This is a genomic window from Novosphingobium sp. PhB55 (assembly GCF_004368805.1).
GTDB lineage: Bacteria > Pseudomonadota > Alphaproteobacteria > Sphingomonadales > Sphingomonadaceae > Novosphingobium.
The window spans coordinates 211,001-227,963 of sequence record NZ_SODQ01000004.1 but is presented as its reverse complement, the minus strand read 5'-3'; the positions used below and the strand labels follow the sequence as shown (position 1 = coordinate 227,963).

13 protein-coding genes are annotated in these 16,963 nt (G+C 66.2%); 6 read left to right on the top strand and 7 right to left on the bottom strand.

Annotated elements, in window-relative coordinates; genetic code table 11:
• Positions 1-75 precede the first annotated feature (75 nt).
• Entirely contained in the window at positions 76-1,710 is a 1,635-nt protein-coding gene (locus EDF57_RS11270; RefSeq protein ID WP_134094310.1) for a serine hydrolase domain-containing protein, read from the bottom strand.
• A gap of 258 nt (positions 1,711-1,968) precedes the next feature.
• Here EDF57_RS11270 and EDF57_RS11265 point away from each other — a divergent pair, with 258 nt between their 5' ends.
• The 3 genes from EDF57_RS11265 (at position 1,969) to EDF57_RS11255 (ending at position 5,689) form a co-directional block, all read left to right on the top strand.
• The gene (locus tag EDF57_RS11265; RefSeq protein ID WP_134094309.1) at positions 1,969-2,634 is read left to right on the top strand and encodes a response regulator transcription factor; all 666 of its coding nucleotides are present in this window, start codon (positions 1,969-1,971) and stop codon (positions 2,632-2,634) included.
• Positions 2,635-2,704: 70 nt separating this feature from the next.
• Entirely contained in the window at positions 2,705-4,174 is a 1,470-nt protein-coding gene (locus EDF57_RS11260; RefSeq protein WP_243841016.1) for an ATP-binding protein, read from the top strand.
• Between the two features lie 99 nt (positions 4,175-4,273).
• Positions 4,274-5,689 carry a CapA family protein gene (locus EDF57_RS11255; protein WP_134094307.1) on the top strand — a complete coding sequence of 472 codons (1,416 nt, stop codon included), beginning with the start codon at positions 4,274-4,276 and terminating at the stop codon, positions 5,687-5,689.
• Positions 5,690-5,759: 70 nt separating this feature from the next.
• On the opposite strand, the gene EDF57_RS11250 is transcribed toward EDF57_RS11255, so the two are convergent.
• Positions 5,760-6,662, bottom strand: a complete 903-nt coding sequence (locus tag EDF57_RS11250; protein ID WP_243841015.1) for an alpha/beta hydrolase — start codon at positions 6,660-6,662, stop codon at positions 5,760-5,762.
• Positions 6,663-6,954: 292 nt separating this feature from the next.
• Here EDF57_RS11250 and EDF57_RS11245 point away from each other — a divergent pair, with 292 nt between their 5' ends.
• On the top strand, positions 6,955-7,743 hold the full coding sequence (locus tag EDF57_RS11245; RefSeq protein WP_134094306.1) for an alpha/beta hydrolase: 789 nt from the start codon (positions 6,955-6,957) through the stop codon (positions 7,741-7,743).
• The gene (locus EDF57_RS11240) at positions 7,740-8,894 is read left to right on the top strand and encodes a PAS domain-containing sensor histidine kinase (RefSeq protein WP_208324848.1); all 1,155 of its coding nucleotides are present in this window, start codon (positions 7,740-7,742) and stop codon (positions 8,892-8,894) included. Before EDF57_RS11245 ends, EDF57_RS11240 begins: the two co-directional genes overlap by 4 nt.
• Positions 8,895-8,909: 15 nt before the next feature.
• On the opposite strand, the gene EDF57_RS11235 is transcribed toward EDF57_RS11240, so the two are convergent.
• From EDF57_RS11235 to EDF57_RS11220, 4 genes are all read right to left on the bottom strand, one after another.
• Positions 8,910-10,334 carry a DUF1593 domain-containing protein gene (locus tag EDF57_RS11235; protein WP_134094305.1) on the bottom strand — a complete coding sequence of 475 codons (1,425 nt, stop codon included), beginning with the start codon at positions 10,332-10,334 and terminating at the stop codon, positions 8,910-8,912.
• Between the two features lie 65 nt (positions 10,335-10,399).
• The gene (locus EDF57_RS11230; protein ID WP_243841014.1) at positions 10,400-13,084 is read right to left on the bottom strand and encodes a TonB-dependent receptor; all 2,685 of its coding nucleotides are present in this window, start codon (positions 13,082-13,084) and stop codon (positions 10,400-10,402) included.
• Between the two features lie 143 nt (positions 13,085-13,227).
• Entirely contained in the window at positions 13,228-14,499 is a 1,272-nt protein-coding gene (locus EDF57_RS11225) for an MFS transporter (RefSeq protein WP_243841013.1), read from the bottom strand.
• Positions 14,499-15,653: a mandelate racemase/muconate lactonizing enzyme family protein gene (locus EDF57_RS11220; RefSeq protein ID WP_134094302.1), complete on the bottom strand. Its 1,155-nt coding sequence runs from the start codon at positions 15,651-15,653 to the stop codon at positions 14,499-14,501. The genes EDF57_RS11225 and EDF57_RS11220 overlap by 1 nt, the downstream gene beginning before the upstream one ends.
• A 150-nt stretch (positions 15,654-15,803) precedes the next feature.
• On the opposite strand from EDF57_RS11220, the gene EDF57_RS11215 reads away from it, so the two are divergent.
• The gene (locus EDF57_RS11215; RefSeq protein ID WP_134094301.1) at positions 15,804-16,547 is read left to right on the top strand and encodes a FadR/GntR family transcriptional regulator; all 744 of its coding nucleotides are present in this window, start codon (positions 15,804-15,806) and stop codon (positions 16,545-16,547) included.
• A 43-nt stretch (positions 16,548-16,590) separates the two neighbouring features.
• Here the strand turns inward: EDF57_RS11215 and EDF57_RS11210 are convergent, their stop codons facing one another.
• Positions 16,591-16,950, bottom strand: a complete 360-nt coding sequence (locus EDF57_RS11210) for an L-rhamnose mutarotase (protein WP_134094300.1) — start codon at positions 16,948-16,950, stop codon at positions 16,591-16,593.
• Between the last annotated feature and the right edge of the window lie 13 nt (positions 16,951-16,963).

Genomic DNA, 16,963 nt, shown 5'->3' with positions numbered 1-16,963 from the left:
TTCTTGGACCCCTTTTTGAGATTATCCGGCCGCCCCTGAGCGGCTTCTTTTTTGGTGAGTTTTCTGGGAACGGGCTCAGCCGTCGGTGCGGCGGAACTCGACATCGTAGGCACGGCTTTCGCCGAAGCGCAGGCTGGTGACCTTGCCGCCGGCATCGCGCCTGAACTTGACGGTCATGGATGAGGACTGCGGCAGCGCGTCGCCGGTGAAGACATCGGCATAAGCCGCGGTCAGCGGACGGCCCGACCAGCGCGGGCCGTCATAGACCAGCGTATCGCCCTGCTGGCGGAAAGTCAGGCAGCCGCCGGTATCGACGCCGCAGAAACGGCCTGCGTAGTCCTTGGGATCGAAGGCGGAGACCTGCTCGACCTTGCGGTAGGCGATGCGCTCGCCCTCCCGGTTTTCGCGCACGAGGCCGCTCTTCGAGAAAGCAAACACGTCCTCGCGCAGGGCCCAGCGGCCGGGGCCTACCGGCTCCAGCGCGCGGCCGTCGGCCGTGAGCTGGCCTTGCGCATCGGCGGCGAAGCGAACCGGGAAGCCGGTCATGCCGTCGGCATAGAGCCCGGTCGGCAGCGGGCCCTTCGGCGTGTAGGGCCTGGACTTGAAAGCGGGCAGGAAGACGTCCGCGACATCGCGGCCCAGCGTCGGCGTATCGGCATTGCCGCCGTTGCACAGGAGCGAGACAGCCAGCTTCTGCCTGGGATAACGCGCCATCCACGCGCGGTAGCCGCCGGTCGAACCGGAGTGGCTGACTTCCTGCTCGCCGTGATGGTCGAGGTTCACGACGGCCAAGGCATAGGCGATGCGGGTTCCGTCGTTCAGCCGGGTCGGCTGCTGCATGGCCTCGGTAAAGCCCGGGCCGAAGCGGTCGTCATCCAGCGCGGCCTGCCACTTGACCAGATCGTCCACCGTGGTGAGCAAGCCGCCGTTGCCGTAGGCGTCCTCGATCACCTGGTCGTTGCGATAGACGCCGTTCTCGAATTCGTAGGCGCCGGTGCGGCCGGGGACCACTTCGCCATGGTCGTCGCGCCAGCGGGTGTGGCTCATGCCCAGCGGCACGAAAATGCGGTCGTGCGTGAAGTCCGCCAGCGACTGGCCGCTGACGCGCTGGACGATGATGGCCAGCAGGTTGAAGTTGCTGTTGCTGTAGAGGTAGTGCGCGCCGGGGGCGAAGTTCAGCTGCTTCTGGCGGACCAGAATGTCCAGCATGTCCTTGTTGTCTGCCGTGCGGCTGTTGCGCGGCCAGCCTTCGATCGCGGCGACGGAACCCCAGTCGCGCAGGCCGCTGGTGTGGTGCAGCAAGTGGCGGATGGTGATCGGCGCGCCGTAGTCCGGCATTTCGGGAACGTACTTGCGGATGTCGTCGTCAAGCGAGAGCTTGCCTTCGCGCGCCAGCATCAGCGTGGCAGCGGCGGTGAACTGCTTGGAATCCGATCCCGCCTCATAGATGGAATCCTGCTTTGCCGGCACGCCGAGTTCCAGGCTGGCCATGCCGTAGACGCGCTGGGCAAGGATCTCGCTGCCGCGCGATACGGCAACCGCGCAGCCCGGCGTATCCTGATGTGCCCAGCGTGCGAAGATCGCGTCGACTTGCGCGATCTGGGCTTCGGTGGCCGCAGCGGGCGTGACCGGCGCAGGCGCCGCGTAAGCCGCGCCGGCCATTCCAATCGCAGTCATCGCGCCGGCAATCGGCGTCAGGCTCAACTTCATGTCGCAAGATCCCTTTTCGATCCCGCAACCCGCACTCCAGGGCCAATCGACCTCCGGCGCAGGCGGTGTTGCGTTCGATAGGGGCGCTAGACGGTCTCGCTGTCACGAACCTGACATGTGCGCCCAGCGTCAAGCTTTTGTGCAATCATTTGCAAGAACATGTCGCAAAGGCTTGGCATTTGTTATGCGTAGAGCCATGCATGGCGAAATTTCACATCCTTGGGGGAGGGAAACGGGTCGCTGTTCGGGGATTTTTTGATGCGTTTGCTGCTGGTTGAAGATGATGAGAGGCTGGCGCGCGGCGTCGCAGCCTCGCTGGAGGCTGCGGGCTTTTCGGTGGACCGCCTCGAAAACGGCGAGGATGCGCTGCAGATGGCCGGCGCAGAGCCCTATGCGGCGATCATCCTCGACCTCGGCCTGCCCGACCTCGACGGTCTGGACGTGCTCTCGCGCCTGCGCGCGCGGGGCGAGGTGACGCCGATCATCATCCTCACCGCCCGCGACATGGTGGACGATCGCATCAACGGCCTGGACCGCGGCGCGGACGACTACATGGCCAAGCCCTTCGACCCGCGCGAACTCGAATCGCGGATCCGGGCGCTGGTCCGGCGCAGTCAGGGCACGCCCGATCCGGTGCTCCGCATCGGTACGCTGGTGTTCGACCGGTCCAGCCGCACCGTCTCCCTCGACGACAGCGTGATCGACTTGCGCCGCCGCGAACTGGCCGTGCTGGAAACGCTGATGGGCCGCCCGGGCAAAGTCATCCCCAAGGAACGCCTTTCCGCCCAGGTCTTCGCCTTCGACGATGCGGTTACGCCCAATGCGCTGGAGGTCTACGTCGGCCGCCTTCGCCGCAAGCTCCAGCCCGCCGGCCCGGCGATCCGGACCGTGCGCGGGCTGGGCTACATGATCGAAGCGGCCTGAACCGCCGCCAGACGCACCGACGCCAGACCCCATGCTTCACGTTCGTTCCCCCCGCGCGCCGTCCCTTCGGGTGCGCCTGACCGGCGCGGTCATGCTGCCGCTCGCCGCGCTCGTGCTGTTCTTCGGCGTGGTGACGGTGCTGGTCACGCACAATACCGAGGCTGATACGGTCGACCGCGTGCTGGTCGGCTCGGTCCGCACGCTCAGCCTGGCTTACGACAGTCCGCCGCAGGACCGCGTGCGGCTGGTCCCCCTGGCGATCCACCTGCTCAAGCGCCGCGCCCGGCCGGTGGTGCATTACAGCGTCTATCGCGGCGCCAGGGCGATCGCGGGTGACGCCGCCCTGCTGCCGCCCGCGGACTATGCGCGCCAGTGGAACGGCGTGACCGATGCGCATGCCCCGGCCACCTTCTACAATGCCTACCGCGAGCACCGGCTGGTGCGGGGCTACCTGGAGCCGGCCGACGCGCAGGCCGTCACGCAGGCGGCCTATCTGCGCGACGGGACGCTGCGCGGAAAGCCGGTGCGGATCGCCACCGAGATCCGCCGCGCCGCGGGCGACGACGGCCTGATCGCCATCCAGATCGCGGACTATGTGGACGACCGCGCCGCCTTCGAGAAGAACTTCACCTTGCGCGTCTTCCTCGTGGGCCTTGCCGCGCTCGCCGTGACGGGGCTGCTGTTCTGGTGGGCGATCCACTGGGGCCTGCGCCCCCTGCTGGATATGACGCGGCAGGTCGAGCAGGCCCGGCAGGACGCATCGCCCTCCTTCCGGCTGCAGGCGTCGCAGACGGCGCCGGTGGAGATGCGGCCCTTCGTTGCCGCGTTCAACGGCTTGATGGCGCGGCTGGACCGGGCGGCGGATTCGCTGCGCCAGTTCACGTCGAACGCCTCTCACCAGATGCGCACCCCGCTTGCCGTCGCGCGCGTGCAGCTGGACGTGCTCGACCGCTACGGCCCGGAATCGCCGCAAGGGCAAGCCGCCCTTCAGGACATTCCCTATGCGATAGATTCACTGGAGCAATTGCTGCGCCAACTCATCGCGCTTGCCCGCAGCGAGGATCAGGAAGGCACGCTGCTCGAACCCTTCGACTTGTCGGAGGTGACGTCGTCGGTCACCGCGGATCGAGCCGCGCTGGCGCCGGCCAATATCGACATCAGCTATGAGGACGAGAGCGAGGGCGCCGTCACCGCCATCGGCGAGCCGCGCCTGGCTGCCGAACTGATCGGCAACCTGCTGGACAATGCGATTCGCTACAACCGGCCCGGCGGCGCGGTTTCGGTCCATCTCGGCCGGCGCGGGGAAAATGTCTTCGTGGAGATCGACGATACCGGGCCGGGCATTCCCGCCGAAGAACGCGAACGGGTCTGGGAACGCTTCTACCGCGTGCGGGGGCAGAGCCAGGCTTCCGGCACGGGCCTCGGCCTGCCGATCGCCCGGGCCCTGGCCGAGCGGCTCGGCGCGCGGGTGACGCTGGGCGACGGCCGCACCGGGCAAGGGCTCTGCGCCAGGGTGGAATTTTCCGCCGCGGCGGCCTGACCCGGTTCCCGACTTTGCGGGCGCGACAGGTTCGTGTCAGCCCAAGGCGATAACCCGGAAGGCCAGCCATTATCGGGCCAGTCCAAGGGGAATTCCGTCATGCCTATCCGCCACCGCGCCTTCCGCGCCCTGCTTGTCGCGGGCGCCGCTGCCTTCGCCGCCGTCGCAATGCCTGCGTTCGCGGAAGAAGAAGAGGAAGGCGGCGCGCTGCCGGCCGTCACGACCGTCCCCAGCTCGCCCATCGCCGGCGACTTCACTTTCGCGGCCGTCGGCGATCTCATCTACTTGCGCCCGATGCTGGCGACGCTGGAGCGGCAGTCGCCCGACATGCTCCGCCTCCTGCGCAGCGCCGACGTGACTTTCGGCAATTTCGAGACGACCGCGCTCGATCTCAAGACGTTCAAGGGATCGCCGCAAGCCGAATCCGGCGGCACCTGGATGCTCGCGGACCCCAGAGTGCCGGCGGACGTGGCCGGCATGGGCATCGATATCGTCGGCCACGCCAACAACCATGCCACCGACTGGGGCGTGGAAGGCATGATCGATACGCTGGACCTGCTGGACAAGGCGCATGTCGTCCATGCCGGCACCGGCCGCTCGATGACCGCCGCGCGGGCGCCTGCCTACTTCGACGCCGGCCATGGCCGCATCGGTCTGGTTTCGGCGACCACCACGTTCACGCCGATGTCGCCAGCCGCCGATCCGCTGGGCCAGGTACCGGGACGCGGCGGCGCCAATACGATCCGCAGCACCGAAGTGGGGCTGGTGTCGCAGACCGACCTTGCCGTGATCGCTCGCCTGGCAGGAACGATGGACGGCGCGCCGGTGAAGATGAAGGGCCGCGAATACCGCCTCGCCGCCGATGCCGTCTCGCCGATGAAGATCGAGTACGACCTCAACCCGAAGGACGTGGCCGGAAACCTGCTGGCGGTCCGGCAGGCCAAGGAGAACGGCAACTTCGCGGTGTTCTCCCTGCACAACCATGAACCCGGCAACGCCAGCAAGACACCTGCCGGGTTCGCGCAAGGGCTGGCTCATCAGGCCATCGATGCCGGCGCGGATGTCTATGTCGGCCACGGTCCGCACCAGCTGCGCGGGATCGAGATCTACAAGGGCAAGCCGATCTTCTACTCGCTCGGCAACTTTGCGATGATGAACAACTCGCTCGATGACGTGCCGGCCGACATGTACGACCAGTTCGGCGTCACCCCCGGCACCGTCACGACGCCAGAACTTCTGGCCGCGCGCAACGCCAAGGAATTCTCCGACCCCAACCTCTACGAGACGGTGATCGCCACTTCCCGCTACCACGACGGCCAGCTTGCCGAAGTGCGGCTCTACCCCGTCGACCTCGGCGTGAACGCCAGCGGCGCCGGGCGCGGTGTGCCGCACATGGCCGATGCGGCGACCGGCGCCCGCATCCTTGCCCGGCTGCAGACGCTCTCGCAGCCCTACGGCACGAAAATCGTCATCGAGCGCGGCGTCGGTGTAATCCGGGTCGGCGCCTCGAACTGATCCCCGCATCGCCGAGGCGGGCTCCATGCGCTCTCATGCGTCATGGGGCCGCCTCGGCGCAGTTGGTCTTTCATTTGGGCGTGAGAAAGCCCTGCATGGCCAGCCACGCGGTGAACTCATCCATCACCAGCGTCGTCGTGGTATTCGGCTTGCCGAGCCCGAACCCGTGGCTTCCCTGCTGATAGCCGTGAATTTCGACGGGCCGCTTCGCCGCCTGCCATGCCTGGGCAATGGGGAAGCCCATTGCAGGGAACAGAGGATCGTCCAGGGCGATCGCATCGAACAGGGGCGGTGCATCTGCAGGCACCTCGATCCTGGCCTGCGGGCCATAGATGTACCCGAAGAACGCCGGACGTTCGCCCACCCTGGCGGCGAGCACGGTCTGCAGCGAAGTCATCGCGCCGGCCGAAAACCCGATCATGCCCACCCTTGCAGGATCGACGCGCCACTTCGCGGCATTGTCCCGCACCATCTTCAGCGCGGCGAGGCCGTCCTCGGTGGCCTTGGGATTGCCGAGCACGGGCATCTTAGCAGGGTCCGGCATCCCCTCGCTCATCTTCTTCCAGACATATCTGCCGGCCTCCTGCTCGTCCTTCGGCGTCGGGAGCAGCCGATACTTGAGGACGAAGGCCGCGATGCCGCGATCGGCAAGAGCCTTGGCAACGTCCCAGCCCTCGTGAGACATGGAGAGCGCCATGAATGCACCGCCCGGTGCGACGATGACGGCAGCGCCCGTCGCCTTGGCCGGATCGGGAAGCACCGGGGTGAGCGTCGGCCGCGTGACATTGCGGACCGAATAGTCCTTCCCGAAATAGCGGGCCCAGACTTCGGTGCCGGTCGAACCCGGGGTCTTGGCGCCGTAGAGCGGGATGGCGCCCGGCTCTGCCGGTGCCTGGGCCGGCGCGGGTGCGGGATAATCCGCCGGCTGCGCATGAAGGCCCTGCGAAACCAGCATGCTCACGGCCGCGAGCATGCGAAAAGCGTTCCTTGCCGGCATCGGCCTCTCTCCCCTCTGTTCTGTCTTGCCGTTCGGATGACATGCACCGCAGACAGGGTCAAATAGCCAGATTTTGCGATGCCATAGCCCCTTCCTATAGGAGTGCCGCGCGCCCTTCGCGCGCTTCGTCCAGCCATCGCCTGCCTGCCGGGACGCGGCGAATTGCCCCGTTGCGAGCAAGCGCCTGCAGGCGCCGATGTCCCCTGCCCCGCCAAAGGCCAGCGATTATCGATGGATCGGCCCGAAAACTTGTCCTAGGAAGACGGCTATGTCGCAAGTGTTCGATCGCCAGAATGCCAGGATCAGCGGTTCGGGCACCAGAACCATGCTTTTCGCCCATGGGTTCGGCTGCGACCAGAACATGTGGCGCTTCGTCGCCCCCGCCTTCGAAGACGATTACCGGGTGGTCCTGTTCGACCATATCGGCTTCGGCGGCTCCGACCTTTCGGCCTATGACCAGCGGCACCGCGAGCTTTCGGGCTATGCGGACGATGTTATCGCGCTGGCGCGCGCGGCCGGAGTCGAGAACGGCATCTTCGTCGGCCATTCGGTCAGCGCGATGATCGGCATCATCGCGGCCCAGCGCGCGCCTGAACTGTTCGACACCCTGGTCCTGGTCGGTCCTTCGCCGCGGTACATCGATGACGGCGATTACGTCGGCGGGTTCGCCGAGCACCAGATCGCCGAATTGCTGGAATTTCTCGACAGCAACCATCTCGGATGGTCGCAGGCGATGGCCCCCACGATCATGGGCAATCCGGACCGGCCGGAACTGGGGCAGGAGCTTACCGACAGTTTCTGCCGCACCGATCCGGCCATCGCGAAGCAGTTCGCCCGCACGACCTTCCTGTCCGACAATCGCGAAGACCTTGCGAACGTGAAGGCCCGAACCCTGATCCTGCAATGCCGCGACGACGTGATCGCGCCCTTGAGCGTGGGCGAATTCGTCCATGACGCGATTCCCGGCAGTGAACTCGTGATCCTCGAAGCCACGGGGCATTGCCCGAACCTGAGCGCCCCTGAAGAGACGATCGCAGCGATCAAGAGCTTCCTTTGAGCGGAGAAGAACGAACCGCCGTCGAGGGTCAGGCCGGGCTGGACGATCTCGAAGACCTGTTCGAGAACGCCCCCTGCGGCTACATCTCCGCCGACAAGGACGGCCGCATCCTGCGGGCGAACAAGACATTGGCGGACTGGATCGGAACCGTGCCCTCGGCGCTGAGGGGCAAGCGTCTCTCCGATCTGCTGACGATGGGCGGCAAGATTTTCTACGAAACCCATTTCGCCCCGCTTCTGCGGATGCAGGGATCGTTCACCGAAGTCGCGCTGGACCTGGCCTGCGCGGGCGGAGATAAACTGCCCGTCCTCATCAATGCCGCCGAGCGCCGCGATGCCGACGGCAATCCCCTGTTCGTGCGGATCACGATCTCCAACGCCGTCGAGCGCCGCCGCTACGAACAGAACCTGCGCACGGCGCGGGCGGCGGCGGAAGCGGACGCGCGTGAAGAGAAAGCCGCCTCCGATTTTCGCGAGCAGTTCATCGCGGTTCTGGGTCACGATTTGCGCAACCCCCTCGCCTCGCTGACGAGCGGGCTGCGCATGCTCGAAAAAGAGCCGATCAGCCCGCGCGGCCGCAAAGTCCTGGGCCTGATGGACGGCAGCATCTCGCGCGCATCGGCGCTGATCAACAACGTCATGGACTTCGCGAAGGCCCGGCTCGGGGACGGGATCGGCATCGTTCCCGACAAGGATACGGACATTTCACCGGTCCTCCACCAGGTCGTTGCCGAAATGCGGTCCATTGCCGGCCCGCGCGTGATCGAGGCCCTGATCGAGATCGACGCCCCCGTCGAAGCCGATCGCGGCCGCCTTGGCCAGCTGGTTTCGAACCTGCTTGGCAATGCGCTCACGCACGGCGCCGCGGATCGACCGGTTCGCCTCGGCGCCTTCACGCGGGACGGGATCTTCGAACTCTGGGTGGTGAACGGCGGCGATCCGATCCCGGCGGAAACCATGAGCCGCCTGTTCGAACCCTTCGTGCGCGGGCCCGGCAGATCCAGTCAGAGCGGCCTGGGCCTCGGCCTTCACATCGCGCTTGAAATCGCGCGGTCCCACGGCGGTGAACTCACGGCCGCGTCGGACGCCGTCGAAACCCGCTTCACTTTGCGCATGCCCTGCCGCCAGCCGGCGAAACGCCCGGACCTCTGACAGGCGCCCGAGCCGTCAGCGCCGGGGGCTTACCGTAACGATCGCGCGCCGGTAGCTGGTGAGCGCAGGTGCCCCCTTGTCGCGGGCTTCGAGGATGACGTGGAAGCGGGTTGTCTCGCTCACGTCGGGCACCACGAAACGGGTTTCGATGGAGTCTCCGCGTTGGAGTTCGACACGCGGGTTACGGTTGACCGCCTCGGACTCGCGGTACTGCCACCAGCCATAGTCCACCGTATCGCCGTCGGGATCGCGCGATCCTGCCGCGGAAAGACGCACCGTCTCGCCGGGCCGGGCGGCAATCTCCACCGGCGCGGTGCCGCCGGCGCCGTTCAGCACGAGCGTGGGGGCATGGTTGGCGCCCTTGAATGCGGACTGCAGAGTCCACTGGATGCGCGCGGCGAAATCGTTCTGGAAAGCCTCGCGCCAGCGCCAGATCGTCGCCTTGTTGGTCTGCCGGGGCTTGCCGTCGATCCCGGTGACGAGATCGCTGGTGTCGGTCCAGATGCCGTCCCACTCGGAGACCTTGCCGTAGCGCCCGCCCCAGCTTCCATAGTCGGGATGCTCGGGATCGCCGAGGCCGTTGGGGATCAGGTAGAGGAAGCTCGGCGTGTCTCCCTCCATGATGAATTCGTAGTTCGGATAAAGCGAACCCAGCGGGCCGATCTGCACGTTCTCGCGCAGCCATTCCTTCGATACGGTCGTGAAGTCCGGGCCGTCGAAGTAGTACATCCGGTCGCCCGAGATGCCGCCCCAGGTCGACAGGTTGTAGTGCCGATGCGCGGTCAGGCTGACGATCCAGAACACGTCCGGGAACTGCCGCCGCACCCAGGGCCCGGCGTTGTCCTGATCGGAGATCGAGTAGACGCGCAGCCTGGCCGCGAGCCTGGCCACCTCGTCCGCCGGGCGCGTTTCGCGCAGCGACCACAGCGCCTGCGCCAGATCCACCGCCCCGCCCCAGACGCAGATCCACAGCGGCCGGGGATCGGGGCTTTCCAGCGCGGCGACGATGGCGCGCGAGCCTTCGGTGTCCTTGCCCGCACCCACGCCCGTCATGCCGTATTCGGGCCGTCCGGGCTTCACTTTCGCGCGAAGGTCCGCAGCGGAGGGCCAGCCTCTGGCGTGAGCACGCAAGTTGGGGAGAACGGCTTCGTAAGCGTCGATGCGCCGCAGGATCTGCTCGGGGTGGACCGAATCCTTGAGATGCCGCGATGTGGAAGGGATCAGCGCCTCGACATCGAATTCATTGGTGTAGAGCAGGAACCGCACCATCGATTCCATGTCGTCCGGGTCCGATCCCACGTCGGTCAGGACGATCACGCGCGGCTTGGTGGCGGCGGTCTGCACGGCCGCCGCCGCCTCTGCCGGCGCTGTCCATCCCGGCGCCGTCCATCCCGGCAGGGCCAGTGCAAGCAGGGCCGGAGCCAGGCGCTTCATCAACATGCATGTTCCCCGGATGCGCGAAGGACCGGGAGCGACAGGCGCCCCCGGTCCACCACGGATGGTCGTCAGAATCGGACGCGGACACCGCCCGAGAAGCGGCGACCGGTCTTGCGGTACTCCTTGGTGCGATCGGTGCTGACGGAGTAGATGAACTCCTTGGCATCGTTAAGGTTGAGCGCATCCGCGAAGACGGTGAACTGCGGCGTCACTTCGTAGGACAGGCCCGCGTCAAGCTGGCCATAGGCGTCGAAATACTCCGGCTCGCCGTTACGGCCCGAGGCCACCTGCAGGAAGTTGTCGCGCCAGGTATAGGCGAGGCGGGCCTGCACGCCGTACTTCTCGTAGAAGCCGACGAGGCTGTAGGAGGTCTTGGAAAGCCCCTCCAGCCCGTAGGAGACGCCCGCCACCTGGTTCGTGTAGTTCGCGTTCGACTTGGTGTAGTTGAAGCTGGTCTGCACGCCGAGGCCGTCGAAAGGCGAAGGCAGGGTGGTGAAGGCCTGGCGATAGCCGAGTTCGAAGCCCTTTACGGTCGCGCCCTTGCCGTTGTCGGGCACGGTCACCTGGAACGTCACCTGGTCTACCAGCTGCGGCGTGGTCACCAGCGTCACGAACGAGTCGATCTTCTTGTAGAACACGGCCGCGGACAGCAGCGCGTTGCCGGTGAAGTACCACTCGATGTCGGCCTCCACCTGCTTGGCCCGGAACGGCTTGAGGTCGGGATTGCCGCGGCTGATCGTCTCGTTGCCGGGGTTCGTCTGGATCGACTGGCGCGGCGAGAGGTCGGTCAGCGTCGGGCGCGTCATCACCTTGGAGGCCGAGAGGCGCAGGATCAGTTCGTTGGTCGCCTCCAGCTTGATGTTCACCGAGGGCAGCCAGTCATGGTACTTGCCCTCGAAGCCGACCGGCACGATGGGCGAAACGACGATGATGTTCTGCCCCTGCCCATTGGGCTGGGCGCTGAGGACCGTGCGCGATGCGCCGGTCGAGGTGTAGGTCGTGCCTTCGTAGCGCACGCCGGCGTTGATGGTCAGCGGCATCGACCCGAGGTCGGTCGTGAAGTTGGCCATGAAATAGCCGATCTTCACCTTCTCATCGACGACCGAGGAGGCCGAAGGCGAGAATACGGCCGGGTTGAACGCCTTCCCGTCCGCGGCCGCGAACTGGTCGATCACGCCCACGAGCTGCTGCGGGCTGTAGATCACCCAGTCGCGGACGATGTTGCTGGGGCCGCTGCCCTGGAAGAAGTTGCGGTTGGTCGGGCTGAACAGCGAAGCCGGCAGGACGCGGTCGGAGCCGCAATAGGCGCACTGCTCGCCGAAGGGCATCTCGTCGCCCGTCAGCGTCTTGGTGCGCCGCGAATACATGGCGCCCGCGAAGAGCGAAAGGTTGGACGTGGCCTTCCACTCGTTGTCGAAGCGGTATTCCTCGATCTTGTCGTCGACATCGGTGCCGCCGCCCCAGATGTAATAGTGCGCGGTGATGCCGTTGGGGTTGGTCGAGGCATTGGGGTAGTTCGGGCTGGTGAAGCCGTATTCGTAGATCGGGCTGCCCGACCGGCGATCGAACCACAAGTCGATGTTCTTGCGCCGGATGGTGGTGAAGAGGTTGTCCTCCTTGCCGCGCCGTTCCGCCTTGGAACGCGAGGCGTCGAAGCTCATCTTGAGCGTCTCGGTGGGCTTCCACTCGATGTTGCCGCCGAACTGGTTGGTCATGACCTTGCGGTGGTCATACTGCAGGATCTGGTCGACGAAGCCGCCCTGGTAGCGCTGGTAGACGGCCTCGTTGTCCTCCACGACCTGCTCCACCAGCGTGCCGCCGGAGAAGTCGTAGGCAAGGCCGGTCTGCTGCTCGCGGAAGTCCGCCTTGGAGTAGAGGCCGTCGAACGACAGCGTCAGCGTGTCGGTCGGCCGGAACTGCAGCGAGCCGGAGAAGCCGTAGCGTTCGAGGCTGCGCTCGAAGAAGAACGGCGAGAGGTTCGACGGCATCGAGACGCGGCTGAACGGCGCCACGTTCGGCCCGATGCGCGCGCCCGGAACCCCGCCGGCGTTGTAGTAGGAGTCCGTGCTGGAGCGATAGACATGGCCCGCGCCGATGGTGAATTCGTCGTTGCGGGTGTCGCGCTTGGTATAGACCCCCGAAATCGACACGCCGATGGTCTTGTCGGCATTGCGCCAGGACGCCACGCCCGAAACCTCGGGATTGAACTTGTCGGCCAGCTCCGCCCACATCTGCCCGGCGGAGGCGCTGATGGCGAACTGGTCCTTCTGGTCGATCGCGCGCAGGGTCTTCACATCGACGGTGGCACCGATCGAGGCGCCGTTGATGTTGGCCTGGGGCGACTTGTAGACGTCCGCACCCGAGATGATTTCGGAGGGCATGACGTCGAACGAGAACTCGCGGCCGTTGTTGTCGGTGGCGAGCGTGCGGGCGTTGACGGTCACCGCGTTGAACTTCGGCCCGAAGCCGCGCACGGTGATGTAGCGGCCCTCGCCGCGGTTGCGCTCGATGGTCACACCGGCGATGCGCTGGAGCGATTCCGCGACGTTCTGGTCTGGCAGCTTGCCCAGGTCTTCGGCGACGATCGAGTCCACAACCGCGATGGAATCGCGCTTGATGTCGATCGCGACCTTCTGGCTGGCGCGGATGCCGGCAACGATGATGACGTTCTCGGCCTCGCTGTCGGCAGCCTCCGAAGCGCCCTGGTTACCCACGGCCTCCTGCGCCTGCGCCGAAGTTGCCAGCGCTAGCACCGATGCGGCAGAAAAAAGCAGCGCCGACCTGGCCGCACTGCGAAACCTTCCCTCGTTCGACATCTCGACTCTCCCTCCAAATTCTTTGCAGATCTTATGACCTGCTATCGTTTTCATGTCAACTTACATCATATGTATGATGTTTACCGCACCGACTTGATCGGCAGCACGCAGAGTGCGGAGCCGAAGACGAAGACCACCGCCGCGATGAAGATGGCCCGGTAGTCGCCGCCGAAGATCCCGAGCAGGACCGCGGCCATGACCGGGCTGATGATCTGCGGGATGTTCACGGCGGTAGTCAGGACGCCCAGGTCCTTGCCCTCATCGCCCAGCGCGGCCTTGGGCAGCACTTGCGTCATCAACGCCATGTCGATGGACATGAACATGCCGTAGCCCACCCCGATCACCGCCGCGTAGACCCACATCCCGGCCATCGAGGGTGCCAGCAGCGGCGCAACCATCGCCGCGCCCATGAAGAGGCTGCCGCCGATCACGAAGGGCTTGCGCCGCTGCAGACGGTCGGAAAGCCAGCCCGATGCCAGCGACGAGACGACGAGGCACACCAGCGTCACCATCGCCATGTTGGCAATGGCCAGGTTCGAAGCGTCGTCGCCCAGCCCCACGTAGTCGCGCAGGATATAGAGCAGGTAGGCCGCCACCGCCTGGTAGCCCATGTAGATCGTGAAGCGGCTTGCGAAGGCCCAGGCGAAATCGGGATGCTCGCGCGGGCTGATCCAGAAGCTCTTGAAGAAGGCGCCCCAGTGGATCGGGCGGCGCGGCAGGGCATCGCTGGGCGGTTCGCGGTTGAGCGCGACGAAAGCCACGCAGGATGCGGCGATGGCGCCCGCGAAAAGACCGTATGCCAGCATCCGCTGCGAGGCGAGATAGCCTGCCACCACCGTGCCTGCAGTCAGCCCCGCCGTCATGCCCGCGCCGACTATGCCGGAAACACTGCCCCGCGTCTCGGGCGCGAAGCGGTCCGCGATCAGCGTGGTCATCGCCGGCTGCATCGAATTGTAGGCCACCGCCGCCATGACCCAGAGCACCATGAGCGACCAGAACCCGGTCATCATCGACACCCCGAACAGCGATGCAGAGCCGATCAGCGAGCCGATGGCGATCCACGGCGCGCGCCGTCCCCAACGACTGCGCGTGCGGTCCGACAGAGCCCCCGCGATCGGCGTCGCCAGCGTGGAGAATACCGAAGTGATCGCGAAGAGCAGCGCGAGGTTGTTCTCCTTGGACGCGGGAGAAAGCTCCGCGATCTGGTTAGGGAGCAGCACGCCCAGCACACCGCTGTAGAGCCCCATCAGCAGGAAGAAGTTCACCATGAGCGACAGTTGCAGGCGCCAGCGCGCCGCACCCTGGACCCAGGGCGTTCGGGCCTCTGCGCCCTGGGTTGCAGAGCCGTGCATCATTCCGCCGCCCGCCGCGTATCGGGAACGAGCCGAAGCCCCGCGCCGGCCGGCCGGCGATGCGGGCCGCCGCGCTCGCCCCAGCCGATGGCAGTGACGGACTGGGCCACCGCGGCCTCGTCGATCGAGATCCCGAGGCCCGGCGCGTCACCGAGGATGATGCCGCCCTCGGCGATCTGCTGGTCGACCGTGAAGCCGGTCGGGAAGCCGAAGTCCTGCACTTCGATGCCGATCATGTTCGGCAGTGCGGCCGCCGCATGCGCGACCGGATTGGCGTTGTAGGCCACCGGCGATACCGGCAATCCCCGCACATGGGCGGCCATTGCGACGCGATTGAAATGTGTGATCCCCCAGACGCTGCCCGCCTGGACGATATCCACCGCCTGCGCATCGAACAACGGTCCGTACTGCTCCAGCCCGGTGAGATTCTCGCCGGTCGCCACTGCCGTCCGCGCGGCGCGGGCGATCTGGGCATGCCCGGCCGCGTCCCATCGGCGCACCGGTTCTTCGATCCACGTCAGGTCGACGCGCTTCTCGATCTCGGCAAGGTGGCGGATCGCCTGCTTGGTGTTCCACGCTTCGTTGACGTCGAGCATGACCGCAGGGCGCGTGGTGTTGCGCGAAAGAATGCCGCGCACCGTTTCGAGCCGGGCGATGTCGCGGTCCAGGTCGCGTCCGCCCTTGATCTTGGCGGCGGTGAATCCGCGCTCGGCCCAGAGGGTGTAATGCGTCGCGAAAGCCTGGTCATCGAGGCCGTAGCACAGGCCCGAGGCATAACCCGGCACGAAACGGTCCCCGGCCCCGAGCGTGCGCCACAGCGGCTCGTCCGCCATCTTGGCCTTCAGGTCCCAGAGTGCCATGTCGATGGCCGCGATCGTTCCGAACGTGGCGCCGGCATGGCCGCTCTTGAAGACATGCGAGAGCATAGCATCGTAGAGCGTAGCGACCCCGCGCGGATCCGCGCCTTCCACGGCGGGAAAAAGCCGGTCGATCTCGCGGTGCGATCCCAGCCCGATGCCGGTCAACCCGCCGTCGGTCTCGACCAGCAGGACCGGCACTTCGGTAATGCCCGATTCGACGATGCCGTTGACGTCGCCCACGGGGCGCTGCCAGTCGTGGAAGGCGGTGAGGCTGCGGTAGCCTGTGATCTTCATTCGGGAATCCCCTGACCTAAGGCCTGTTCGTAATTCGTATTATGTATGATCTATGTCGTTTGACAACCCTTGACGCGCTTGGTCAAGTCGGTTCAGCGTAAATCAGGCGCCAAGAACGCGCGTCACCATGAATCAAGGGCGTAAAAGAGCATGCAGGATAGGGTTGTCGGCCTCGGAGCGCCCGCGAAGACACGGCGGCGTCCGCGCCTTGCGGAAGCAGTGGTCGAGGAACTGGTCAGCGCCATCGTCACCGAAGTCTATCCCGCCGGTTCGGCCCTTCCCCCCGAAAACATGCTGTGCGACCACTTCGGCGTCAGCCGCACCGTGGTGCGGGAAGCGACCACCGCGCTGACTGAAAAGGGCCTCGTTGTCTCGCTGCAGGGACGCGGCACCATCGTGCGCGAGCAGAGCGACTGGAACCTGCTGGACCCGATGATCCTGGCGGCGCTGTTCCGGCGCGAGGACGGCCTGGCCTATCTCGACAACCTTTCGGAAATCCGTTCCTCCCTCGAAGCCTCGATGGCGGCCAAGGCGGCGAAGCGCGCCACGGCAGAGAGCCTGGCCGAACTCAAGGCCCAGATCGACAAGCTGGAAAGCCTGGTGGAAATCCCCGCAGCCTATGTGCACGAAGACGTGAATTTCCACGATGTGATCATGCGCATGTCGGGCGACCGCCTGAGCAAGGCGATCATCGACGGCATCCAGTCGCGCGCCCTCAACACCCACGGCTATTCGGGCACGCTCAATGTCGAGCACGTCCGCAACACCCATGCCGCGCATCGCAAGGTCTACCAGGCGATCGTCGATGGCGATGCCGAAGCGGCGTCGAAAGCCATGCGCGAACATATCGAATCGTCATGGGCGCGGCGCCGGGCGAGCGGCCCTCAGGCCTAGCCGCCCGGGTCGGGTCCTCCGGCTCGGCCATGCGCGGCCGCCTTCAGGGCTGCTCCGAAAGCGCGTAGATCCGCTCCATTTCGGCCCAGGTCCGGTCCGGCGCGAAAGGCAGCGGGCGCTGGAAAGTGCGCATGAGCGCATCCCACGCCTGCACTTCCGGATTGGCCGCATCGCGCGCCGCCTTGCCTTCCGCATCGGCGGCCGTGGCCGCATCCTGCTCCATCGTCATGAACATGCGGTCGCCCACCAGCCAGATCTGGAGATCGCGCACCCCATCGGCGCGGATCGCTTCGGTCACGGCCGCGGGCGGGCCGCCAGGCGCATGCCAGGCGCGATAGCGCGCGATCATTTCCGGCTCGTCCACCAAGTCCACGGCGAAGCACCTGCGCACGAATTGGCTCATTCCACTCTCCCGG